The sequence below is a fragment of the Nocardia sp. CNS-044 genome (assembly GCF_059570515.1).
Window position 1 is genome coordinate 26,833 of the sequence record NZ_JCANSX010000012.1, and the last position, 20,917, is coordinate 47,749.

A 20,917-nucleotide genomic window follows, 5' to 3' on the forward strand; every position below is an offset into this window, starting at 1 on the left:
GCTCACCACCGATGAACCACACCGCACCGATGGGAGGGACGCGCCCGCCGTGTTCGATCTGATCTCGGAATACGACACCAAGATCCTGGAAGCCTTCTGGGTCACGATCAAATTGACCGCGTTCTCCGCGGTCGGGGCGCTGATACTCGGCACGATCGTCGCCGCGATGCGCGTGTCCCCCGTACCGGTCGCCCGCTGGGTGGGCACCGCCTACGTCACGATCTTCCGCAACACCCCGCTGACGTTGATCATCGTCTTCTGCTCGCTCGGCCTGTACTCCGCGCTCGGCTGGAAGCTGGCGGGAGATTCCATCGAGGACAACAACTATCGCTGGGCGATCGTCGGCCTCAGCGTCTACACCGCCGCGTTCGTCTGCGAGTCGCTGCGCTCGGGCATCAACACGGTGCCGCTCGGCCAGTCCGAGGCGGGCCGGTCGCTGGGCTTCAGCTTCACGCAGAACCTGCGGCTGGTGGTACTCCCCCAGGCCTTCCGTTCCGTGATCGCGCCGCTGGGCAGTGTGCTGATCGCGTTGACCAAGAACTCCACCATCGCCGCCGCGATCGGTGTCGCCGAAGCCGCCAAGCTCATGGCGGAGATGATCGAGGTGGAGGCCGCGCTGCTGGCCATCGGCGCGATCTTCGCCCTCGGCTTCGTCATCATCACCCTGCCGACGGGCCTGCTGTTCGGCTGGCTCGCCAAGCGATACGAGGTCGCCCGATGACCAGCGCTTCCGTTCTCTTCGACGCGCCGGGCCCGAAGGCACGGCTGCGCAACAACCTCTACACGGCGGTGGTCATCGTCGCCGTGCTGGCGGCCGGGTACTTCCTGTTCCGCGCCTTCGAGCAGAAAGGCCAGTTCGAGGCCGAGAAGTGGAAGCCGTTCCTGGAGGGCGACGTCTGGTCGACCTACCTGTGGCCGGGTCTGAAGGGCACCGTCGTCGCGGCGCTGATCTCGATCGTCTTCGCGCTGGTGATCGGCATGGTCTTCGGCATACTGCGCCTCTCGGAGCACCGCTCGGTGCGGCTGATCGCGGGCGCCGTCGTCGAGTTCGCCAGGGCCATCCCCGTGCTGATCCTGATGATCTTCCTGTTCGCCCTCTACAGCGAATACGACCTGTTCAAGTCCGACGACCTCGCGCTCGCCGCGGTGGTGACGGCGCTGACGATCTACAACGGCTCGGTCATCGCCGAGATCGTGCGCGCGGGTATCCGCTCGCTGCCCAAGGGCCAGACCGAGGCCGCGGTCGCGCTCGGCATGCGCAAGAACCAGCTGATGCGGCTGATCCTGCTGCCGCAGGCCATCACCGCCATGCTGCCCGCGCTGATCTCGCAAATGGTTGTGGCACTGAAGGATACGGCGCTGGGTTACCAGATCACCTACATCGAGATCGTCCGCTCGGGCCAGCAGCTCGGCGCGGCGGAGCGGAACACGATTCCGGCGCTGATCGTCGTCGCGATCATCATGATCGCGCTGAACAGCACGCTGACGCTGGTGGCGACCAAGTTGGAGCGACGGCTTCGGGCCCGCAAGCGCGGTAAGGGCGGGACCGTCCTGGCGGCGGATTCGATCATCACCGACGCCGCGCCGGGTGTCGACGTGGTGAAGAAGCCGTAAGGAAGTTCGGGAGAGAAGTGGTGGCTCGCCGTGGTGGGTTACCACTTCTCTCCCGTCGTTTTTCCAGGATGGGCGCTAGTACCGGTAGAACCCTTCGCCGGTCGCGATACCGAGCTTGCCCTTGTCGATGTAGTTGTCCTTGAGCCAGGTTGCCAGGCGCTGCGCGTCCTCGTCGCCGTGCACGAGGATGTTGTAGGGGGTGGTGAGGCCGATGACGTCGAGGATCTGGAACGGGCCCATCGGCGCGCCCGTGGCGATCCGCCAGGTCTTGTCGACCGCCTCCGGGTCGGCGTAGCCGCCCGCGCCGAGCGCCATGGCCGAGTTCAGGAACGGCACGAGCAGCGAGTTGAGCACGTAACCCGCCTTCTCCTTGTGCACTTCGATCGGGACCATGCCGATCGCCTCGGCGAAGTCGACGAGGGCGCGGAACACCGCGGGATCGGTCTCGGGTGTGCCCATGATCTCGGCGGTGTTGAACTTCCACACCATGTTCGCGAAGTGCAGCGCCAGAAACTTGTCGGGACGACCGGTGGAGTCCTTGATGTCGCTGGGCAGCAGGGTCGAGGAGTTCGTCGCGAAGATGGTCCGTTCGGGGGCGACCTCGCCGAGGTGGCGATAGAGCTCCTGCTTGAGGGTCAGCACCTCCGGCACCGCCTCGATCACCAGATCGGCGTCCTTCACCGCGCCCGCGAGATCGGTGGTGAGCGCGAGGCTCGACGCCGTCTGCTCCGCCTTGCCGCCCTCGGCGCCCGCCACCTCGGCCACGTAGATCGCCGCGAGCTTGGCGAAACGCTCCCGCGCGGCCTCCAGCGCGGGTTCGTCGATGTCGTAGGCCGTGACGTCGAAGCCGCGGAACGCGGTCTGAAACGCGATCTGTGAACCCAGCACCCCGGTCCCCAGGACCGTCACCTTACGAATATCGATGGCCATACTCGTTCTCCTCCCTTGTCGCGGGGCACGAACCACCCCGACATGTGCACGGCAGCGAGACGGACCCCACGATCACCGGAGCCACGGCGCGGACTTCGCGCGACACGACCCCACTTTCCGTGGACTCCATAACCTCATCATCGTCGCGCGCACCCCGTCCCGCCGCCGAACGACCGCCCGGTATCGGACATAAGCGACAGGCTCGAGTAACAATGCGGCAAACCGCCCGCCGCCCACCGGGCGAGGGAGATCAGTCCGGTGGGTCGTCCGGCTCGTCGAGCGGTTCGGAGGCCCAGTCGGCTTGGGCGAGTTCGGCTTTCACCACGGTGAAGGCGGTGGATTGGCCGTAGCCGCGGCGGGCGAGCATGCCGACGAGGCGGCGGATGGCCTTGTCACGATCGAGGTCGCGGGGCAGGGTCCGGAGTTTGCGGCGGACCAGTTCGATGGCGCGGGCTTGTTCGTCGTCGGAGCTGATCGCTTCCAGTGCGGGCGCGGCGTCAGCGGGGGCGACGCCCTTGCGGCGCAACTCCTGGGCGAGGGCCTGTTTGCCCTTGCCGGAGAAGGCATGCCGGGAGTGCACCCACTGTTCGGCGAAGGCGGCGTCATCGATGAGACCGACCTCGACGAGGCGGTCGAGCGCGTGCTCGGCGACCTCGGCGGTGTATCCCTTGGCGGCCAAGCGCTGCGCCAGTTCGGCGCGGCTGCGGGCGCGGACGGCGAGCAGACGAAGACACGCCTCCTTCGCCTGCTCGACCGTCCCGCCTTCGGGGGTGCGTTCCGACGTCGACCGGCTGGCGCCCGCCTCCGTCTCCCGCGCATCCCCTTCGGATCCGGCCGCCACCGGATCCACCCGTCGGCCGGTGTTTCGACCAGTATCGACCGATCGGGAGTCGTTGCGGCGGTAGGTGTTCCGCCGTTCGCGCCGGGACTGGTGCGGGGCCCCGGTCGAGCCCGCCCGCTGCGGATCGGGCGAGCTCGACCGGGCTCCCAGGATGTCCGAATCGGCCGAACCACCATCGGCCGACCGGACCGGTCCCGGCTCCCGTCCGACGGGGCGGGGTCCGCGGCTTTCCACGGATCGCCCCTCGGCGGACAGGAGTTCGTGCAGTCGGCGCCGCATGTCGTGCACCGGATCGGGCCGCTCGGTGGCGGCTCGATCGGTACGGCGTGGCGGCCGACCGGAGGCGGACTCAGAAATCGGCGGGCACCTCGCCCGCGGCGTCCGCGGTCACGTCGGCGCCGATACCGAGCTTCTCCTTGATCTTCTTCTCGATCTCGTCGCGCACGTCGGTGTTCTCCAGCAGGAACTTGCGGGCGTTCTCCTTGCCCTGGCCCAGCTGGTCGCCCTCGTAGGTGTACCAGGAGCCCGACTTGCGGATGAAGCCGTGCTCGACGCCCATGTCGATGAGCGAGCCCTCCTTGGAGATGCCGTGCCCGTACAGGATGTCGAACTCGGCCTGCTTGAACGGCGGCGAGACCTTGTTCTTGACGACCTTGACGCGGGTGCGGTTGCCGACCGCGTCGCTGCCGTCCTTGAGGGTCTCGATGCGGCGCACGTCCAGACGCACCGAGGCGTAGAACTTCAGCGCCTTACCACCGGTGGTGGTCTCGGGCGAGCCGAACATGACGCCGATCTTCTCGCGCAGCTGGTTGATGAAGATGGCCGTGGTGCCGGAGTTGTTCAGCGCGCTGGTCATCTTGCGCAGCGCCTGGCTCATCAGGCGGGCCTGCAGACCCACGTGGCTGTCGCCCATCTCGCCCTCGATCTCGGCGCGCGGCACCAGCGCGGCGACCGAGTCGATGACGATGATGTCGATGGCGCCGGAGCGGACCAGCATGTCGGCGATCTCCAGCGCCTGCTCACCGGTGTCGGGCTGGGAGACGAGCAGCGCGTCGGTGTCGACGCCGAGCTTGCGCGCGTAGTCCGGGTCGAGAGCGTGCTCGGCGTCGATGAACGCCGCGACGCCGCCAGCCGCCTGCGCGTTGGCCACCGCGTGCAGCGCGACGGTGGTCTTACCCGAGGACTCCGGGCCGTAGATCTCGACGACGCGGCCCCGCGGCAGACCGCCGATGCCGAGGGCGACGTCCAGCGCGATGGATCCGGTCGGAATCACCGAGATGGGCTGACGGGCCTCCTCGCCCAGCCGCATCACCGCGCCCTTGCCGAAGCTCTTCTCCACCTGGGCGAGCGCGAGCTCGAGCGCCTTGTCGCGGTCGTACGCCTGTGGTGCCATGTCCTTGGTCCCCTTTTCGACGGGTAAGTCTCTCGATCTGTGGTTGGCGCCCACATTAGAGGGCGGCACCGACAAGTTCTGGGGACAAGACTAGACGAACAGGTGTTCGAGTCAAGCGACGCGCCCGGCGACACGCGCCGCGCGTTCCGCGAGCAGCAATTTCCGCGCAATCCGGCGGCGGGCACCCGGCGAATCCACCCGCCGCCCAGGCTTTCGCCTACCGCTGCGGCAGTACGGCGTCCGCCTCCTCCGGCGCGCGCGGACCGAAGATGCGGCGCTCCGATTGCTCGATGCGCACGTCGTCGATGCTGGCCTCGCGCCGCGCCATCCGTCCGTCGGGCGCGAATTCCCACTGCTCGTTGCCGTAGCTGCGCCACCACCGGCCGGATTCGTCGTGCCATTCGTACTGGAAGCGCACGGCGATGCGGTTCCCGTCGAACGCCCACAGGTCCTTGCGCAGCGCGTACCCGTTCTCCTTCGCCCACTTCCGGGTGAGGAACTCGACGATGGCGGCGCGCCCGGTGAAGAACTCGTCGCGATTGCGCCACACCGAATCCTCGGTATACGCGGCGGCGACGCGTTCGGGATCGCGGGTGTTCCAGGCGTCTTCGGCGGCGCGCACCTTCACCTCGGCGGATGCACGGTCGAACGGCGGCAATGGGGGTCTCATGAGTCGACCTTTCGGGGATCAGGGGTTGAGGGGGGACAGTTCCGGCGGGCTCCAGCGCAGGGGGCCCGCGGCCCGCCACACCACTTCGGTGATGGCGAAGTCGATCGAGCACTGCGCACCGGCGGCGAACGTGCTCGAGTCCCAGTTCAGTTCGGCCGTGCCGGTGAGCTGGAGCGCTCCGCCGGTCGGCCAATGCGGGATCAGCAGTCCGCAGTGCGGGCGCACCGCCAGATTGCCGAGCGTCATGAACATCGAGTTGCCGCGATAGTCCGGCCAGCGCAGCCGCGTCGGCGAGAGGACGCGCAGCACGCCGGGATTCCCGCCGCGATGCGAGGCGTCGGCGTGCCCTTCGGCGTCGGCACTGGCCACGAAGAAGGTGTCGGCCGCCGCGACGATCCGCCGTTGCCGGGCGTCGAGCGCAGGCCCGCGCCGTGCGTCGCTCGGCGCGGCCCCGGGGTCGTAGGCCGTCACCCACCGGCGTGCGATGTACTTGGGGCAGTTCGAATACACCTGGTCGGTGGCTATCCGCAGCCCGTCGTCGTGCGGGCGCGCGACCCCGTTGACCCGCATGCGCCTGCGCCGTCCCGGCTCCAGCGCGATCATGCCGACCCGCCCCGGCCGGGTCAGCGCCTCGGCCAGCGGGTCGCCCGCGTCGGGCCGCGCGTCGACGGCGATCTCGGCGTCCACGGCGCGGACGAACCCGGGCCTGCCGACGAGCGAGCTCGCCCACAGCCGCCCGGCGAGGTCGGCGGCGGCGAGCACCACCATCGGCTGTGCGGCGAGGAAATCCGCGGCGACCGAGGGGATGTCGCGCCGGATCATGCGACCGACCTTCGCCGCGACATCCGCCTGCCCCATGCGCCGCTGCACGGCCAGTTCGCCCGGGTGGTAGAGCGCCATCTCGAAACCGCTCGTCTCAGAAGAATCCGCACGTGGGTGCGGCACCGCTCGGCGCGGGCGCGGATTCCGCCCCGGCGGGTGCGTACACCTCGAGCCGGATGCCGTCCGGATCGGTGAAGAAGATGCCGCCGGAGGCCACTCCTTCGCCGTGCGCGACCACACCGTCGTGCACGAAGCGCACAGACAACTCGCGCAGCACGGATTCCACCGCGCGCACCTGCTCGATGTCTTCGACCTGGAACGAAAGATGGTGCAGCCCTGGCGTTTCCGTGGAGAAGACGCCGTCGGACTGCTCCCACAGGGTGATCACCAGCTTCCCGTCCGCACCGAGAAACGCCCACCTGCGCCCGGCCGCGTCGCCCGCGGCGAGTTGTTCGAAACCGAGCGCGCGCCGGTAGAAGTCCACCGAGCGGTCGAGATCCGAGACGTTCAGTCCGATGTGCCCGGTCGCGAGAACAGGTGCGGTCACCGCGGTCATGATGTGTCCTCCTGGAATTGTCAACCACTGTTCATTGTTTCAACGGTTAGAAGATAATCCGGCGTGACCCGTTCGGTCAACCCTTCATTTATGTTTTATCGGTTAGAACGGTGGTGGTCGACCTGACTCGCCGAGACGGCTCGTTACCCTCAGTCATGCTCGATCCACGCCCCCACCTCGGTGAACCGCTGGCGCTCGACCTGCTGAACACGCGGTGGATGGAGGACGGCCCGCAGGATCTGCTCACCGATGTCGACGGCCTGCGCGTCTGGCTGAGCTCGGCGGGCTTGGCGGACAAGGCGCCCGCCGACGAACGGACTCTTGCCGCGCTACTCGCCGCGCGCAGCGCGATCTACGACGTCGTGCGGCACGGTACGCACGCGGCGCTCAACGACGTGCTCGAACACGGCAGGATCAAGCGCCGCCTCACCGACGACGGACCGGACGACCTACCCGAAGTGACCGACCCGGCCTGGCTGCCCGGCTGGCTCGCCGCCGAGAATCTGCTGCACCTGATCGCCAAGGCCCCGGACCGAATCCGCCAGTGCGCGCACCCGGAATGCGTGCTGTTCTTCTACGACACGTCCAAGAACGGCACCCGCCGCTGGCACTCGATGGCGACCTGCGGCAACCGCACCAAGGCCGCCAGGCACTACGCCAAGAAGACCTGAGGCTCAGAACAGCTCGTCGAGCAGACGGTAGTAGTCCAACCGCGCCCGATCCGGCGCGTCGAGGCCGTAGGCGGCGAAGAAGGCGCGGACCTCGTCGTCGCCGAAATCCTCGCGCAGGTCGCGTTCGGCAAGGGCCAAGTCGCGGTAGCGGTCCGCGACGCCGAGACCGCCGACATCCAGCAGGATCCCGTTCTCGAGCACGTTGGGCGGCGTGAAATCGCCGTGCGCCACCACGAGGTCCTCGGTCCGCGGACGCTCGGCGAGCAACCGATCGAGGACCTGTTCGGGGGCGAGGTCGCTGTTGTCGTCGTCGAAATCGTCCGGATCCACCAGTCCTTCGAGCACGTGCCTGCGGGCCTGCGCCAGCACGGTGTCGAGCCTGCCGTCGAACGGGCATTCCGCGACGGGCAGCGCGTGCAACCGCCGCAGCAGCTCACCCATGATCGTGCCGATCGAGGGCGACGCGGTCCGGCCGTCCGACTCACGTGCGGCGAGGCTCGGCGCGCCCGCGTCGGCGAGCACGAGCACGTCCTCGGCGAACGCGGCCACCTCCGGCACCCGGATTCCCCTGGCGCGCAACCAGTCCAACCGATCGTGCTCGGCGGTCGCGCGCGGTCCGCGCTTCACCCAGTAGGCGCCGTTCACCAAGGCGACGCCGCCGCTGAGACCCTCGTGCTCGCTCGAGAACTCCGGGTCCGCACCGACCACCGCCAGCACGGCGGGCGGCAGCGGAATACGCAACTCCGCGAGTCCCTCCAGCGCGGTGCGACTGGATTCGATCAACTCGGCGTCACCCTCCGCGACCCGCAACTTCAGCGCCTCGGTCAGTAGTTCGCGAGCCTCGGCGAGGCAGCCCTGTTCGGCCAGCGCCTTGCCGAGGTGCTGGGCGGCGAAGGAGAGCGCCTCGGCGTCGGTGCCGCGGGCGGCCTCGACGGCGCGCCGGTAGAGGATCTCGGCGGTCGGCGCGTCGCCGCGATACCGGTACACGTCGGCCAGGTTGATCCAGACCGAGATGCGCTGGCGCGGCGTGCCCGCCAGTTCGAGCGCCCGGTCCAGGTGATCGAGCGCCTCGTCGTGGCGGCCGAGCAGCATCAATTCGAGGCCGGTCTGCCGGAAACTCGGGAAATCGTCCGGGTGCGCCTGCGCCACGCGGGCGGCCAGCCCCTCCGGGTCGACGGGGACCATCCGCAGTCGCTCGTCGAATCGGTACGGCCTGCGCTCGGCCACCGGGTCGGGGGCGGTCACCAGCGCACCTTCGGTACGTCGAAGTCGGCGCACAGTGCGCGCCACACATCCCGCGGATCCACCCCGGCCTCGATGGCGGCGGCGCCGGTCCGGCCGCCGAGGGAGGGGATCACGTGGTCGGTCAGCAGCGCGTCACCGCGCGCCACTCCGAATTCGGTATGCAACAGTTCCTGGAACTCAGTCAACCGCACCGTATTCAAGATACTCCGGTCCCCGCGACCGACATCAAACGGTTGTCCGACGGCGCTCTCGCGGCGGTAGACCCGCGTGCTGTCGGTACTGCGACCGGCCGCCGAAGCCGTTCCGGAGTAGACGGGCACATCGTTACCGTATACGATACGGCACGTGTCGTATCCAAAAGGCGCTTCCGCGACAGAACCGCGACAGACCCGACGCGGAGGACGTCCACGAAACGACGAACGCGAGAGCGAGATCCTCCGGGTAGTGACCGCGTTGCTGACCGAACGCGGCTACGACGGTGTCACCTTCGAGGAGGTGGCGCGCCGCGCCGGAGCGTCGAAACCCACCCTCTACCGACGCTGGAAGTCCAAGCGAGACATGGTCATCGCCGCGTTGAAGGCAGGCCCTGCCGGTCGAGAAGGACCGGACGACATCGACACGGGCAGCCTGCGCGGTGACCTGATCGCCTTGTGCCGACGACTCGTCACGACGATGCGATCGACAGACGGACAGACCGCGCTGCTGCTGCTTCAGGCGGGTCTGGAAGACCCCGAGCTCTGCGAGGAGATCGAACGCGCGGTCGGCCCGACCGGCGCACGGCTACCCACCTCGGTCGTGGACGCCGCCATCCGTCGCGGAGAGCTACCCGCGACCGCGGATCCGTTCGCCTTCGAGGAAGTGGCCGGGGCCGTGCTGCTGCTGCGGCGGCTCAACGGCCTCGATACCGGCGACGCCTATCTCGAAGCACTCGTCGATTCGATCCTCATCCCCGCGTTGCGGGCCGAAACGACCCGCCCGACACAGCTACCCGCCGGGATCTTCTCCGGACGCCCGTCCGCGCATTCGACCACAACCAGTGAAGGACGCCCATGACCACACCGACCATCGACGGATTCCGCTACCAGACCCTGCCCGGCGCGGGAGGCGTCGAACTCAACGTCGCGGTCGCTGGCGCCGGACCGGCTGTTGTTCTGCTGCACGGCTTTCCGCAAACCCACTACATGTGGCGCGACGTCGCGGCAGACCTCGCCGAGGATCACACGGTCATCGTCCCGGACCTTCGGGGCTACGGCGCGAGCGGCAAACCGCCGGAGAACGGTCCCCACACCTACTCCAAACGCACCATGGCCGAAGACATCGTTCAGGTCGCCGACCGGCTCGGGCACGAGCGCTTCGGACTGATCGGCCATGACCGCGGCGCCCTGGTCGGCGTCCGGGCGGGCCTCGACCACCCTGACAGGATTCGGTACCTCGGGGTGCTCGACGTCCTGCCCACTCTCGACACCTGGGAAGTGCTGCACGGGGTCGACGCGAAAGTCGCCTGGCACCTGTATCTCATGGCGCAACCAGCCGGGCTGCCGGAAAAGATGATCGCGGCCGTGGCAGACGAGTTCTTCGCTTCCTTCCTCGACGCCTGGGACACCGACGGTTCCACCTTCGCACCGGAAGTACGGCAGCACTACATCGACAGCTCGGTCGGAGCCGTCGACTCGATCGTCGCCGACTACCGCGCCAGCGCGAGCATCGACCTGACCATGGACCGGGAGGACCGCCAAGCTGGCCTGACGCTCACCATGCCGGTCGGTGTGATCTCTCAGGACTGGGGCGCCCGGCTGGGCTTCGACGCGGCCGCGCTGTGGCGGGCGTGGGCGCCGGACCTGACCTACGAACCGATCAGCGCCGGGCACTTCATGGCCGAGGAGCAACCGGGCGAGATCGCGCGCTTCGTTCGCGAACTCGCGACCAGGTGCACAATCTGATCCCTGCCAACCGACCGTGCGCGCGCAGCACTACGACGCGCGCACGCCCTCGCGCACCCGGTGGCACAGTTCGACCGGGTCGGCGACGTCCGCGATGCTCATGGCCGCTTCCTCGGCCGCGGCGGTATAGCGAGGATGGTCCAGCACCGCGAGCACGGCGGCACGCACGGACTCCACGGTGAGCGGTCGCACCACGATCGAACTACCTTGGCGGGCGGCGCGATTGGCCAGTTCCCACTGGTCGCCGCCGCCCGGAACGGTGACGATCGGCACCCCGGCGAGCAGCGATTTGGCGAGCAGCCCGTGCCCGCCGCCGCCGACCACGACGGCCGCGTGCCCGAGCAGTTCGTCCTGGCGGCCCAGGCCCGCGGTGGCCCAGGACGGGAGCCCGGTCGGCGGAGTGTCGATCATGGAGACGGCGACGCGGACGCCCGCACCGTCGAGAGCCTCGAGCACCGTCTCGACCATGCCCGTGACGCCGGTGTGCGCGGTGGACGGCGCGACCACGACCAGCGGATCGTCGCCGGGCGGCGGCGTGAGGATGTCGTCGGTGGGCTCCCACAGCAGCGGGCCGACGACGTGGGCGTTGTCGGGCCAGTCGGGGCGCGGCACCTCCAGAGCGGGCAGCGTGGCCAGCAGACGGGCGGCCGGACCCGGATCGACGGCGGGCAGCCCGACGCTCTCGCGAGCCCTCGCGCGCTGCTTCGAGCCGTTGTGGATCGCGCGCGAGGACATGGTGCGCAGCACGTGGTCGCGCAGCCTGCCGAGCAGATCCTCTCCTGGCGCGAGCCCGCTGCCGATCGGCGGCAAACCCTTCGACGGCAGGTAGAGCGGGTGCGGCGAGAGCTCCACCCACGGCACACCGAGTCGCTCGGCGGCCATTCCCCCGCCTGCGGTGAGCACGTCGGAGACGACGAGTTCCGGCAGCATCGCGCTCAGGTCCGGCAGGATCTCGGTCGAGATGTGCGCGGCGCGCTGGTGGATGCGCTGGCCCGCGTCACCGTCGTCGTCGACCGCGCGCGGCGCGAGGCCCTTGAGCCTGCGCACCGCGATACCCGCGTTCTTGGCGGCGTCGAACCAGCGGGGTCCGGTGAACAGCACCGGCTCGTCCCCCGCGGCCAGGAAGCGCTCGCACAGCGCCAACGCCGGAAAGGCATGCCCCGGATCGGGACCGGCTACGACGGCAACACGCATCCGCCCAGCCTGCCACACCGCCCCGCCGAACCGACGGCACCCGCCTTGAGATGCCCATCCGCTACCGCGTGCACCGCGCCGCCATCCGGGCGCAACGCCGCAGACCGACGCCGAAGACATTCTGGCGCAGATCATTCCGGCAGGGACAGTCCTGGTGCGCCGTGCTCGAACGCGTGGCAGGCGAAACCGTTCAGCCGAAGTAGTACAGCTCGAAACCCACGGCGCGCTCGGCGGGGAACCCCTCCTTCGGCCCGGTGGCCATGTCGACGATGGCTTCGACCTGAGCGGCGACCGGCTCGGAGCTGAGCACCTCCAGGTACCGGCGGTGTTCGGTCAGGGAAGCGGCGGCCCGCTCGACGGTGGCGGTGACGTCGACGGCGTGCGTCGCGACCGGGCCGACGACCGCGGCCCAGCGCGGCGACCAGGGCGGCAGATCGGACAGCTCCGGGAAGATCCACTCGTTGCCCGCGTCGGAGACGGCGTCGAGCCCGGCCCGGCCGACGGCGCGGTGGTCGGCGCTGTTGGCGTAGCCGGGCGCCCAGGTGTCGCCGAAGTTGAACAGCACCAACATCTCCGGGCGGTGCCTGCGGATCGCGGCCGCCAGATCGCGGCGCAGCTCCAGGCTCTCCTGCACCCGGCCGTCCGGATAGCCCAGGAACTCCACCTGCTCGACCCCGACCACCTTCGCCGACGCGATCTCCTCGGCCTGGCGCAGCGGACCGGCCTCCGCCGGCGGCATTCCGGCGATCCCCGCCTCGCCGCTGGTGACGAGCACGTAGCGAATGTCCTTGCCCTGCCCTGTCCAGCGCGCGACGGCCGCGGCCGCGCCGTATTCGATGTCGTCGGGATGCGCGACGATCACCAGGCCGCGCTGCCAGTCCTCGGGAACCTGCTCCATGGCCCTATTGAAACACCCAAAACAGCCACGCGGCGGGTCCGGTTGCCCGCCCGAATCGGTGCTGCTGTAGACAGTGTGGCCATGACGAAGATCACACGCGCCGCCGCTGTCCTCGGTCTCGCGCTCATCGCACTGTTCAGCCCCGGTCCGCTGACCGCGGCGCCCGCCAAGGCCGACCCGCTGCCCCGGGTGTTCTTCGACGTGTCGGTGGCGGGCATCCCCACCGGCCGCATCGTGATCGAGCTGCGCTCGGACGTGGTGCCCGAGACCGCGGAGAACTTCCGCGCGCTGGCCACCGGCGAGCAGGGCTTCGGCTACAAGGGTTCGGTGTTCCACCGCGTGATCCCCGGCTTCATGGCTCAGGGCGGCGATTTCACCAACGCCGACGGCACCGGCGGCAAGAGCATCTACGGCCCGACCTTCGCCGATGAGAACTTCGAGCTGACCCACGCCGTTCCCGGCACGGTCAGCATGGCCAACCGCGGGCCCGGCACCAACGGCTCGCAGTTCTTCATCACCATGAAGGACACCCCGTGGCTGGACGGCAAGCACGTGGTGTTCGGCACCGTGGTCGAGGGGATGCACGTGGTGCACGCCATCGAGCAGGTGGGCTCGCCCTCCGGAGCGCCGGGACGCCCGGTCGTCATCGACAACAGCGGTCAGCTCTGACCCGAGAACACCACGGGCCGTGCGTCATCCCTTCCGGATGACGCACGGCCCGTTCGCTTTTCGACGCTGCCGCCCCTAGCCGCGCACGGCCGCAACGGAGGTACGCACTTCGCGCTACAGCTTGCTGACGGTGGAGTTGTCCGAGCCCGACACCGCCTTGTACAGCAGGTACAGGCCGAACACCACGGCGCTGATCACCAGGATCGGGAACAGCCCCTTGATCAGCGCGCCGATGATGGCGAGCGCGATCCATACGACCGCGACGACACCGATGATCTTCCACAGCATTTCCAGCCTCCTGGACGTTTCTCCCGAACCGCCCGTCCGGCGATCCGATATCTCCATGCTGGCAGCCGCGAGACCGGAAATCACCAGGTCAGGCGCGATATCCGGGTGTAAATCAGGGTTCACCCCGACACCGCGCGAACGCGGGACGCTCAGTTCGGCAGTCCGGGAGGCGGCGGGGAGACGGTGAGAGTGGGGCGATCGGCGATCTCGGTGAGCGCCTGCGCCCAGCCGTCCAAGCGGTCCGCGGCGTGCCTCAGCTCCGCGACGATGCCGTCGAATTGGTGTGCGACGACAGTGGTTTCGGGCACCGCGAGCACACCGCTGGCCGCGGCGACGACCTGCTCGTATTCGGCGATACCGGATTCCAGCCTGGTCATCGCGAACCGCACGTTGCCGGTGAGCGCGGCGGTGGCCTCCGAATTGGTCCGGCCGACCACGGCGGCGGCGCGCTCCATCTGGACGATGTCGGCCGCGAGCGCGTGCAACGCGGCGGCGCCGGAGGCGGCCGTCTCGATCATCTCGGCGAGTTCTTCGTGGGGCAGCCTGCGCGAGGCGGCGATCTGCGCGGTGAGCCCGTGCAGCGCCCGTTCGGCCTGCATCAGGCGCGCGATCGGGGCGCGGGCGGCCGAGCGCAACGGCGGCTGCTTGCGCGGCAGGAAAGCGGCCTGCGGCAACGGAGTTCGGCGCAGCCGCAGGTAGCGCCGCGCGCTGAGCGCGGCCCCGGTGACGAACGCGACCGCGCCGCCGCCGAGGACGACCACCGCCCAAGCAGGCGCCGAGACGACGACCAGACCGACGGCGCCCGCGGTGGTCAGCCCGGAGACGGTGCCGAGCTGATAGCTGCGCCGCCGGGCGCGGCGGCGTTTACGGAGTTCCCGCTCGCGGGGGTCGGCCCAGCGGCGCACCGCGACGAGCGCGTGTTCGCCCATGTCGCGCAACGTGTCCGGGAGCGGGCCCTGCGGCATCCCGAACGTCGGCTGCGCCGGCACCGCCGGAACACCGGTCTTCGGGGGGATTCGCTTGCGAATCATGCGCTTTCCTCACACCGTTCGAGCCGGATCGCAGTCCGGACCGGCCGACGACGCGGCGCGCGCGTCGCGGCCGCGGGGCGTGACGAGGGCGCCCCTCGGCGATGCGCCGATATCGCGCTGCCCGCGTCCTGCACCCCACTTGTCCTTGCCTGTATCGAGCTGTTACTGCTGGGCGGCCTGGCCCTTGTTCATCTGCGGCTGCGCTGGATTCGCCTGCGTCTGAGCGGGATTGATGGCGGACTGGCCGCCGCCCGCGGGCAATGCCTCGCCGCGCATCGAGGCGCGGATCTGCTCCAGCTTGCTGTGACCGGCCATCTGGATGCTGGCCTGCTGCACCTCGAGCATGCGGCCCTGCACCGAGTTCTGCGCGAGCTCGGCGGCGCCGAGCGCGTTGGCGTAGCGGCGCTCGATCTTCTCACGCACCGCGTCCAGGCTCGGGGTGGTGCCGGGCGCCGACAGTGTCGAGTCCATCTGCTGCAGCGACGCGGAGACCTGCTCCTGCATCTTGGCCTGCTCGAGCTGGCTGAGCAGCTTGGTGCGCTCGGCGACCTTCTGCTGCAACAGCATCGCGTTCTGCTCGACGGCCTTCTTGGCCTGGGCGGCGGCCTGCAGCGACTGGTCGTGCAACACTTTCAGGTCCTCGACGGACTGCTCGGCGGTGACCAGCTGGGCGGCGAACGCCTCGGCGGCGTTGGTGTACTGGATCGCCTTCTCGGTGTCGCCCGCCGCGGTGGCCTGGTCGGCGAGCATGACGGCCTGGCGCGCGTTGGCGTTGAGCTTTTCGACCTCGTCGAGCTGGCGGTTCAGCTTCATCTCCAGCTGACGCTGGTTGCCGATGACCGACGCGGCCTGCTGGGAGAGGGCCTGGTGCTGGCGCTGAGCTTCCTCGATAGCCTGCTGAATCTGCACCTTCGGATCCGCGTGCTCTTCGATCTTGGCATCGAAGAGGGCCATCATGTATTTCCAGGCCTTGACGAACGGATTAGCCATCGATTGATCCCGCCTCCATCTGATGTACCGCTTGACGCGGCCCGGGTACACGACCCTCGCGCACCCGCTTGTGCCTATCCTCCACCATGCGGCACGTGGACCGGGGCGACCCGGCCCAACCGACGCCTACATACAGAATCTATCCGTTTTCGGCGTCGGCCCGCAGCGTTGCCGGCGGCTGGGCGTCCGGCGTTCTGTTGTCAGTTGTTCCTCACCAGGACCAGCATGTCGGCCTTCGGCGCCGGGATGACGATCCGGGTGTCCTCGGCGATCTGCGGCGGGGCGGCCGACATGGAGGCGGACGCCGGAGCCAGCGCGGGCGCGGCCTCGGCGGATTCCGCCGCGGCGGTCGTCTGCTCGGCTTCCGCGGCGGGTGTCGCGGCGGCCTCCGCGGGCTCGCCGACCGGTAGCCCGTCGACGCCCGCCATGATCGTGCTCACATCCCATAAGACCTGAGACAACGGCACGTCCAGTGCGGCGCAGATCGCGGCGAGCAGTTCGCTCGACGCCTCCTTGCGACCCCGCTCGACCTCCGACAGATATCCGAGGCTCACGCGCGCCGAAGTGGACACCTCGCGCAGGGTCCGGTGCTGGGCGAGACGAGCACGCCGCAGACTGTCCCCGATCGCCTCTCGCAGCAGCGTCATCTCGATCTCCTTCGCTCCGAACACCGGGCGCCGCGTGGCGCAGTCGCCTGGCGAGCACCGTTCTTTCTGGCACAACGTCCGGGGGCGCCCGGTTGGTTCCCGGCGGGCGAACTCGTCACGCGAATCCACGCGCCACGCGCTCAGCCGCCCTGAACGCACCGAAGCAGTTCCCGCACCGCGCTCTCGGTCGCGGTGAGTCTGATGGTCCACCGGTCGCCGGACAGTTGCAACCGCATCACCTCGGTATGCCACGGACTGGACAGCCCGAGGAAGACGGTGCCGACGGCGTGACCATCCTGGTCGTCGGGTCCGGCGACGCCCGTCAGGCCGATTCCCCAGTCGGCGGCGCAGCGGGTACGCGCGCCGACGGCCAGCTGTTCGGCGGTGCTCGCCGCCACCGGCCCCTCGGCGGCGAGCAGATCCGCGCTGACACCGGCCAGGCTGCTCTTGAGATCGGTCGCGTACACCACGAGTCCGCCGCGTAGCACCTTGCTCGCGCCGGGCACTCCGGCGATGGTCGCGGCCACCAGCCCGGCGGTGAGGGATTCGGCGGTGGCCACGGTTCGGCCCACCGAGCCGAGGGCGCGCACCAGTTCGGCGGCGGGAACGGACGCGGTCAGCGGATCCGTCATGCCCCGCGCGCCCGGCCTCCCGCGAACCAGACTCGCGCGGCCTGCCCGACGTAGTCCAGACCGGTGACGACCGTCAGCAGCACCGCCAGGTACATCAGCGCCATGCCCGCGGTCTCGAAGCCGCCGGACAACGGCAGCAGCAACACCGCGATGGCCAGCGACTGCACCAGCGTCTTCAGCTTGCCGCCGCGTCCCGCGGGAATCACCCCGCGCCGCACCACGAGCAGCCGCAGCAGCGTGACGCCGACCTCGCGCCCGCAGATCACCAGGGTGATCCACCAGGCCAGATCGCCGAGCACGGACAGTCCGATCAGCGCCGCGCCGATCAGTGCCTTGTCGGCGATCGGGTCCGCCAGCTTGCCGAAATCGGTGACCAAGCCGTACTTGCGCGCCAGCTGTCCGTCGAAGCGATCGGTGATGGCGGCGAGCCCGAACAGCGCCGCCGCGGCGATCCGCCACGCGGTCTCGTGTCCACCGCCCGCGAAGAGCGCGGCGACGAACAGCGGAACGATCGCGATGCGCGCCATGGTCAGCACGTTCGCGATGTTCATCAGCGGCACGGCGGTGTCGGCCGGAGTGGCCGCCAAGCCACCGGAACGCTCGGCTCCCTGACGCAGGACACCCGCGTCGGGCCAGCGACGATCGATCTCTTCCGGTTGCACGCTCATGCCCTCGCCTCGAGGGCGCGCGATCCGAGGACGGCCACGTCTCCATCCGGTTGCGCTACCCCGGCGCGATGCGGTGAGCGGAACGACAGGATGTGCGGCACATGTTCAGACTATCGGTAAGGGTGCCGACTACTGTGCACCCCATGACCTCTCGGGGACCACTAGGTGGTTCGACCAGCGACGCGAATACCAGCGCGGCCTCCGCCGTGCCCGGCTCTGGCCCGGTTGTGCGACGCGCCCGAACCTCGGACGTCCCCGAAATCAAACGCCTCGTCGACGTCTACGCGGGCCGCATCCTGCTGGAGAAGAACCTGGTCACCCTCTACGAGTCGGTCCAGGAGTTCTGGGTGGCCGAGGTGGACGGGCGCGTCGTCGGCTGCGGCGCCCTGCATGTGCTGTGGGCCGATCTCGGCGAGGTGCGCACCGTCGCGGTGCATCCGGACGCCAAAGGCACCGGGGTGGGCAAGCTCATCGTGCAGCGGCTCGTCGCGGTGGCCAGGGAACTGGAACTGCGCAGGCTGTTCGTGCTGACCTTCGAGGTGGAGTTCTTCGGCAGGCACGGGTTCGTCGAGATCGACGGAACGCCGGTGACCGCCGAGGTGTACGCCGAGATGTGCCGGTCCTACGACACCGGTGTCGCCGAGTTCCTCGACCTGAGTTATGTGAAGCCGAACACGCTCGGCAACACCCGCATGCTGCTGACCCTCTGAAGCGCCGACCGAGAAAGCGATACGCCGTGCCGATCTTCGCCGTCCACTACACCTACTCCGAGGCCACCGTTCCTGGCCGCGACACCCACCGTCCCGAGCACCGCGCCTGGTTGTCCGGGCTGGTCGAGGCGGGCACGCTGCTGTCGAGCGGGCCGTACCCGGACGGGTCGGGCGCGTTGCTGATCTTCCGAGCCGCGGACGAGGCGGCGCTGAAGGACCTGCTCGCGCAGGATCCCTTCGCGCGGGAGGCGCTCGTCGACTCGGTGCGCGCCGTGGAGTGGTCGCCCGTCATGGGCGCTTTCGCCGACTGATCGCACGACGCCGACCGATCGCACGACAGAGCCCCGCACCCGTGTCGAGGTGCGGGGCTTTTCGCGGTCTACTCGGCGTCTTGGCGCGCCGCGCCCCGCGTCTTGACGAGGCTGGCGACGGTGGCCACGACCAGCACGCCGATGATCACGCCCAGCGAGACCGGGGTGGAGATCTCCGGCACGCTGACGTGTTCACCGCCGTTGACGAACGGCAGCGTGTTCTCGTGCAGCGCGTGCAGCACGAGCTTGATGCCGATGAACGCGAGGATCGCGGCAAGGCCGTAAGACAGGTACACCAACCGGTCCAGCAGGCCGCCGATCAGGAAGTACAGCTGGCGCAGGCCCATCAGCGCGAACGCGTTCGCGGTGAAGACCAGGTACGGCTCCTCGGTGAGGCCGTAGATCGCGGGGATGGAATCCAGCGCGAACAGCAGGTCGGCGAAGCCGATCGCGAGCAGCGCGAGCAGCAGCGGGGTGACCGCCCTGCGGCCGTCGACCCGGGTGACGAGCTTGTCGCCGTCGTACTCGTCGGTGGTCGGCAGCACCCGCTTCGCCAGCGCGACGATGCGGCTGTCGCGCTTCTCCTCGGCCTCCACCTCGTGCCCGCTCTCGCGCAGCAGCTTGACGGCTGTGTAGATCAGGAACGCGCCGAACAGGTAGAACACCCAGCTGAACGCGCTGATCGCGGCCGCGCCGACGGCGATGAACGCACCGCGCATGACCAGCGCGAGCACGATGCCGATGAGCAGCACCTTCTGCTGGTAGATCCGCGGCACGGCGAAGGTGGTCATGATGATCAGGAAGACGAACAGGTTGTCCACCGAGAGCGCCTTCTCGGTGACGAAACCGGCGAAGTACTCCCCGCCGAAGGTCGAGCCCCATCGCCAGGCGACGAAGCCGCCGAAGGCCAGGGCGAGACTGATGTAGACCGTCGACCAGAAGGCCGACTCGCGGAAGGTCGGTTCGTGCGGCGTGCGCACGTGAGCGAAGAAGTCGAAGACGAACAAGCCGAGGATCACCGCGATGGTGATCCCCCATTCCAGTGCGGTCACCTGCATGCTGCGGCCCGATCGGAGGCGGTAGTCATGACGGCCATCATGCCCGATTTGTCCGTTCTTGTCGGCTAGCGGGTCGGTTGCTGACCATCCTGTCACACTCCCGCGGCAGCCTCGGGCGCGCATAAGACGTGCGTCCAGCGCACCGGACACCGCGTCACAACGATTGCGAGCGCGTTGCGGCACCCTCCGAAATAGTTCGCCCGACCAGTCTCGAAAAATCGGTTTCCCCAGGCGGATCGGGGTGTTAGCGTCGAAGACGACGAAGAACCGCTCCCGAAAACCCGAGAGGCACAGGCGATGACAGCGCGAACCCGGCAACAGCGACAGTGGTCGCTCGGCGCCGCGCGCCCGAACGCCGCCCTGCGCCTACTCGACGCCCACTGGATGCGCGTCCGGAGCGGTCCCTGAGTTCTCGACACCCGAGAACCTTTTCGAGGGGCCATTCCGCGGCGATCCGCCGGGAACGGCCCCTTTTCGTATGCGGGGGTAGCTCAACTGGTAGAGCACCGGTCTCCAAAACCGAAGGTCGGGGGTTCGACTCCCTCCCTCCGCGCCGTCCAACTTCATAGTGAACGGCAGCACACGCGAGCCGACTAACGATCTGCTCACGCACTTGAAACTTCTGCTGCCACATGAGTTTCGGCCTCCGGGCCGCACTCCCTCGTAGCCCAACTGGTAGAGGCACCGGCATTAGGAGCCGGGAGTTGCGAGTTCGAATCTCGCCGGGGGAACTGGTTCGCATACCAGCGAACAAGCGTTTGTAGCTCAGCTGGAAAGAGCGCCTGCCTACGAAGCAGGAGGTCGGAGGTTCGAGTCCTCCCAAGCGCGCTGATGGAGCGTGGTGTAACCCGGCAGCACGGCGGACTCTGATTCCGTTGGTTCAGGTTCGAATCCTGGCGCCCCAGCATCGATGGAGTGTGGTGTAAGGGCAAGCATGGCGGATTTTGGTTCCACCGGTTCAGGTTCGAATCCTGGCACTCCAGTCCCGGCTCACGCAGGCTGGCCGCTGGGCTCTCATAAGGCCCGGTCGCGTTGGTTCGATTCCACGGTGAGCTACAGACGCGCTCGCGCGATCAGCGACGAGGAAGCCGGTTCGACGCCGATAAGGGTCGGACAGTGCGGAAATCGTTGACCGGACT

The 20,917-nt window shown here is 68.8% G+C and carries 25 protein-coding genes and 5 tRNA genes; 13 read left to right on the forward strand and 17 right to left on the reverse strand.

The features are described 5' to 3' along the window. Positions 1-49 precede the first annotated feature (49 nt). Both T333_RS30505 and T333_RS30510 read left to right on the forward strand, forming a co-directional pair. Positions 50-721, forward strand: a complete 672-nt coding sequence (locus tag T333_RS30505) for an amino acid ABC transporter permease (RefSeq protein WP_141809667.1) — start codon at positions 50-52, stop codon at positions 719-721. Continuing rightward, positions 718-1,614: an amino acid ABC transporter permease gene (locus T333_RS30510; protein ID WP_354999521.1), complete on the forward strand. Its 897-nt coding sequence runs from the start codon at positions 718-720 to the stop codon at positions 1,612-1,614. Before T333_RS30505 ends, T333_RS30510 begins: the two co-directional genes overlap by 4 nt. Before the next feature lie 75 nt (positions 1,615-1,689). On the opposite strand, the gene T333_RS30515 is transcribed toward T333_RS30510, so the two are convergent. The 6 genes from T333_RS30515 to T333_RS30540 all read right to left on the reverse strand — a co-directional run bounded on the left by T333_RS30515 (position 1,690) and on the right by T333_RS30540 (position 6,826). Beyond that, positions 1,690-2,544: a 3-hydroxyacyl-CoA dehydrogenase gene (locus T333_RS30515; RefSeq protein ID WP_496426656.1), complete on the reverse strand. Its 855-nt coding sequence runs from the start codon at positions 2,542-2,544 to the stop codon at positions 1,690-1,692. Between the two features lie 250 nt (positions 2,545-2,794). After that, positions 2,795-3,385, reverse strand: coding sequence for a recombination regulator RecX (gene recX / locus T333_RS30520; protein ID WP_354999519.1), 591 nt, complete (start codon positions 3,383-3,385; stop codon positions 2,795-2,797). Positions 3,386-3,734: 349 nt separating this feature from the next. Then, positions 3,735-4,778, reverse strand: a complete 1,044-nt coding sequence (gene recA / locus T333_RS30525) for a recombinase RecA (RefSeq protein ID WP_067841747.1) — start codon at positions 4,776-4,778, stop codon at positions 3,735-3,737. 217 nt (positions 4,779-4,995) lie between these two features. After that, entirely contained in the window at positions 4,996-5,448 is a 453-nt protein-coding gene (locus T333_RS30530) for a nuclear transport factor 2 family protein (RefSeq protein WP_354999518.1), read from the reverse strand. Between the two features lie 18 nt (positions 5,449-5,466). Beyond that, the gene (locus tag T333_RS30535; RefSeq protein WP_496426657.1) at positions 5,467-6,348 is read right to left on the reverse strand and encodes a pyridoxamine 5'-phosphate oxidase family protein; all 882 of its coding nucleotides are present in this window, start codon (positions 6,346-6,348) and stop codon (positions 5,467-5,469) included. 16 nt (positions 6,349-6,364) lie between these two features. Continuing rightward, a complete protein-coding gene (locus tag T333_RS30540) occupies positions 6,365-6,826 on the reverse strand; it encodes a VOC family protein (RefSeq protein ID WP_496426658.1) in 462 nt (153 codons plus the stop codon). Between the two features lie 155 nt (positions 6,827-6,981). Between T333_RS30540 and T333_RS30545 the strand changes: the two genes are divergently transcribed. Continuing rightward, positions 6,982-7,497, forward strand: a complete 516-nt coding sequence (locus T333_RS30545) for a CGNR zinc finger domain-containing protein (protein WP_357253891.1) — start codon at positions 6,982-6,984, stop codon at positions 7,495-7,497. A gap of 3 nt (positions 7,498-7,500) precedes the next feature. On the opposite strand, the gene T333_RS30550 is transcribed toward T333_RS30545, so the two are convergent. After that, positions 7,501-8,742, reverse strand: a complete 1,242-nt coding sequence (locus T333_RS30550; protein ID WP_496426659.1) for an aminoglycoside 3'-phosphotransferase — start codon at positions 8,740-8,742, stop codon at positions 7,501-7,503. Beyond that, positions 8,739-8,933, reverse strand: a complete 195-nt coding sequence (locus tag T333_RS30555; RefSeq protein ID WP_067782853.1) for a DUF3046 domain-containing protein — start codon at positions 8,931-8,933, stop codon at positions 8,739-8,741. Before T333_RS30555 ends, T333_RS30550 begins: the two co-directional genes overlap by 4 nt. 253 nt (positions 8,934-9,186) lie before the next feature. Here T333_RS30555 and T333_RS30560 point away from each other — a divergent pair, with 253 nt between their 5' ends. Both T333_RS30560 and T333_RS30565 read left to right on the forward strand, forming a co-directional pair. Next, the gene (locus T333_RS30560) at positions 9,187-9,795 is read left to right on the forward strand and encodes a TetR/AcrR family transcriptional regulator (RefSeq protein WP_496426660.1); all 609 of its coding nucleotides are present in this window, start codon (positions 9,187-9,189) and stop codon (positions 9,793-9,795) included. Continuing rightward, positions 9,792-10,682: an alpha/beta fold hydrolase gene (locus tag T333_RS30565; RefSeq protein ID WP_354999512.1), complete on the forward strand. Its 891-nt coding sequence runs from the start codon at positions 9,792-9,794 to the stop codon at positions 10,680-10,682. Before T333_RS30560 ends, T333_RS30565 begins: the two co-directional genes overlap by 4 nt. A gap of 30 nt (positions 10,683-10,712) precedes the next feature. On the opposite strand, the gene T333_RS30570 is transcribed toward T333_RS30565, so the two are convergent. Both T333_RS30570 and T333_RS30575 read right to left on the reverse strand, forming a co-directional pair. Then, positions 10,713-11,876, reverse strand: coding sequence for a glycosyltransferase (locus tag T333_RS30570; RefSeq protein ID WP_354999511.1), 1,164 nt, complete (start codon positions 11,874-11,876; stop codon positions 10,713-10,715). A gap of 190 nt (positions 11,877-12,066) precedes the next feature. Continuing rightward, the gene (locus T333_RS30575) at positions 12,067-12,774 is read right to left on the reverse strand and encodes a PIG-L deacetylase family protein (protein ID WP_354999510.1); all 708 of its coding nucleotides are present in this window, start codon (positions 12,772-12,774) and stop codon (positions 12,067-12,069) included. Between the two features lie 81 nt (positions 12,775-12,855). On the opposite strand from T333_RS30575, the gene T333_RS30580 reads away from it, so the two are divergent. Beyond that, on the forward strand, positions 12,856-13,443 hold the full coding sequence (locus T333_RS30580) for a peptidylprolyl isomerase (protein WP_496426661.1): 588 nt from the start codon (positions 12,856-12,858) through the stop codon (positions 13,441-13,443). A gap of 114 nt (positions 13,444-13,557) precedes the next feature. On the opposite strand, the gene T333_RS30585 is transcribed toward T333_RS30580, so the two are convergent. The 6 genes from T333_RS30585 to pgsA form a co-directional block, all read right to left on the reverse strand. Then, entirely contained in the window at positions 13,558-13,731 is a 174-nt protein-coding gene (locus T333_RS30585; RefSeq protein WP_169810825.1) for a hypothetical protein, read from the reverse strand. A gap of 149 nt (positions 13,732-13,880) precedes the next feature. Continuing rightward, on the reverse strand, positions 13,881-14,762 hold the full coding sequence (pspM, locus tag T333_RS30590) for a phage shock envelope stress response protein PspM (RefSeq protein WP_496426662.1): 882 nt from the start codon (positions 14,760-14,762) through the stop codon (positions 13,881-13,883). Positions 14,763-14,924: 162 nt separating this feature from the next. Then, a complete protein-coding gene (locus T333_RS30595) occupies positions 14,925-15,752 on the reverse strand; it encodes a PspA/IM30 family protein (protein WP_067782544.1) in 828 nt (275 codons plus the stop codon). 200 nt (positions 15,753-15,952) lie between these two features. Next, positions 15,953-16,399: a helix-turn-helix domain-containing protein gene (locus T333_RS30600; RefSeq protein ID WP_496426663.1), complete on the reverse strand. Its 447-nt coding sequence runs from the start codon at positions 16,397-16,399 to the stop codon at positions 15,953-15,955. Between the two features lie 140 nt (positions 16,400-16,539). Beyond that, entirely contained in the window at positions 16,540-17,031 is a 492-nt protein-coding gene (locus T333_RS30605; RefSeq protein WP_354999506.1) for a CinA family protein, read from the reverse strand. Further along, the gene (gene pgsA, locus T333_RS30610; RefSeq protein WP_354999505.1) at positions 17,028-17,699 is read right to left on the reverse strand and encodes a CDP-diacylglycerol--glycerol-3-phosphate 3-phosphatidyltransferase; all 672 of its coding nucleotides are present in this window, start codon (positions 17,697-17,699) and stop codon (positions 17,028-17,030) included. Before pgsA ends, T333_RS30605 begins: the two co-directional genes overlap by 4 nt. Positions 17,700-17,842: 143 nt before the next feature. Here pgsA and T333_RS30615 point away from each other — a divergent pair, with 143 nt between their 5' ends. Next, positions 17,843-18,409 carry an amino-acid N-acetyltransferase gene (locus T333_RS30615; protein ID WP_354999504.1) on the forward strand — a complete coding sequence of 189 codons (567 nt, stop codon included), beginning with the start codon at positions 17,843-17,845 and terminating at the stop codon, positions 18,407-18,409. Positions 18,410-18,435: 26 nt separating this feature from the next. Then, complete coding sequence (locus T333_RS30620) at positions 18,436-18,720, forward strand: YciI family protein (protein WP_354999503.1); 285 nt, start codon at positions 18,436-18,438, stop codon at positions 18,718-18,720. A gap of 68 nt (positions 18,721-18,788) precedes the next feature. Here the strand turns inward: T333_RS30620 and T333_RS30625 are convergent, their stop codons facing one another. Beyond that, on the reverse strand, positions 18,789-19,778 hold the full coding sequence (locus T333_RS30625) for a TerC family protein (protein WP_354999502.1): 990 nt from the start codon (positions 19,776-19,778) through the stop codon (positions 18,789-18,791). 480 nt (positions 19,779-20,258) lie between these two features. On the opposite strand from T333_RS30625, the gene T333_RS30630 reads away from it, so the two are divergent. From T333_RS30630 to T333_RS30650, 5 genes are all read left to right on the forward strand, one after another. Beyond that, positions 20,259-20,331, forward strand: a tRNA-Trp gene (locus tag T333_RS30630). Between the two features lie 104 nt (positions 20,332-20,435). Further along, positions 20,436-20,509 (forward strand) — tRNA-Leu (locus tag T333_RS30635). Between the two features lie 23 nt (positions 20,510-20,532). After that, a tRNA-Arg gene (locus T333_RS30640) sits at positions 20,533-20,606 on the forward strand. A 4-nt stretch (positions 20,607-20,610) separates the two neighbouring features. Continuing rightward, positions 20,611-20,683, forward strand: a tRNA-Gln gene (locus T333_RS30645). Between the two features lie 6 nt (positions 20,684-20,689). Continuing rightward, positions 20,690-20,761, forward strand: a tRNA-Gln gene (locus T333_RS30650). Positions 20,762-20,917 lie beyond the last annotated feature (156 nt).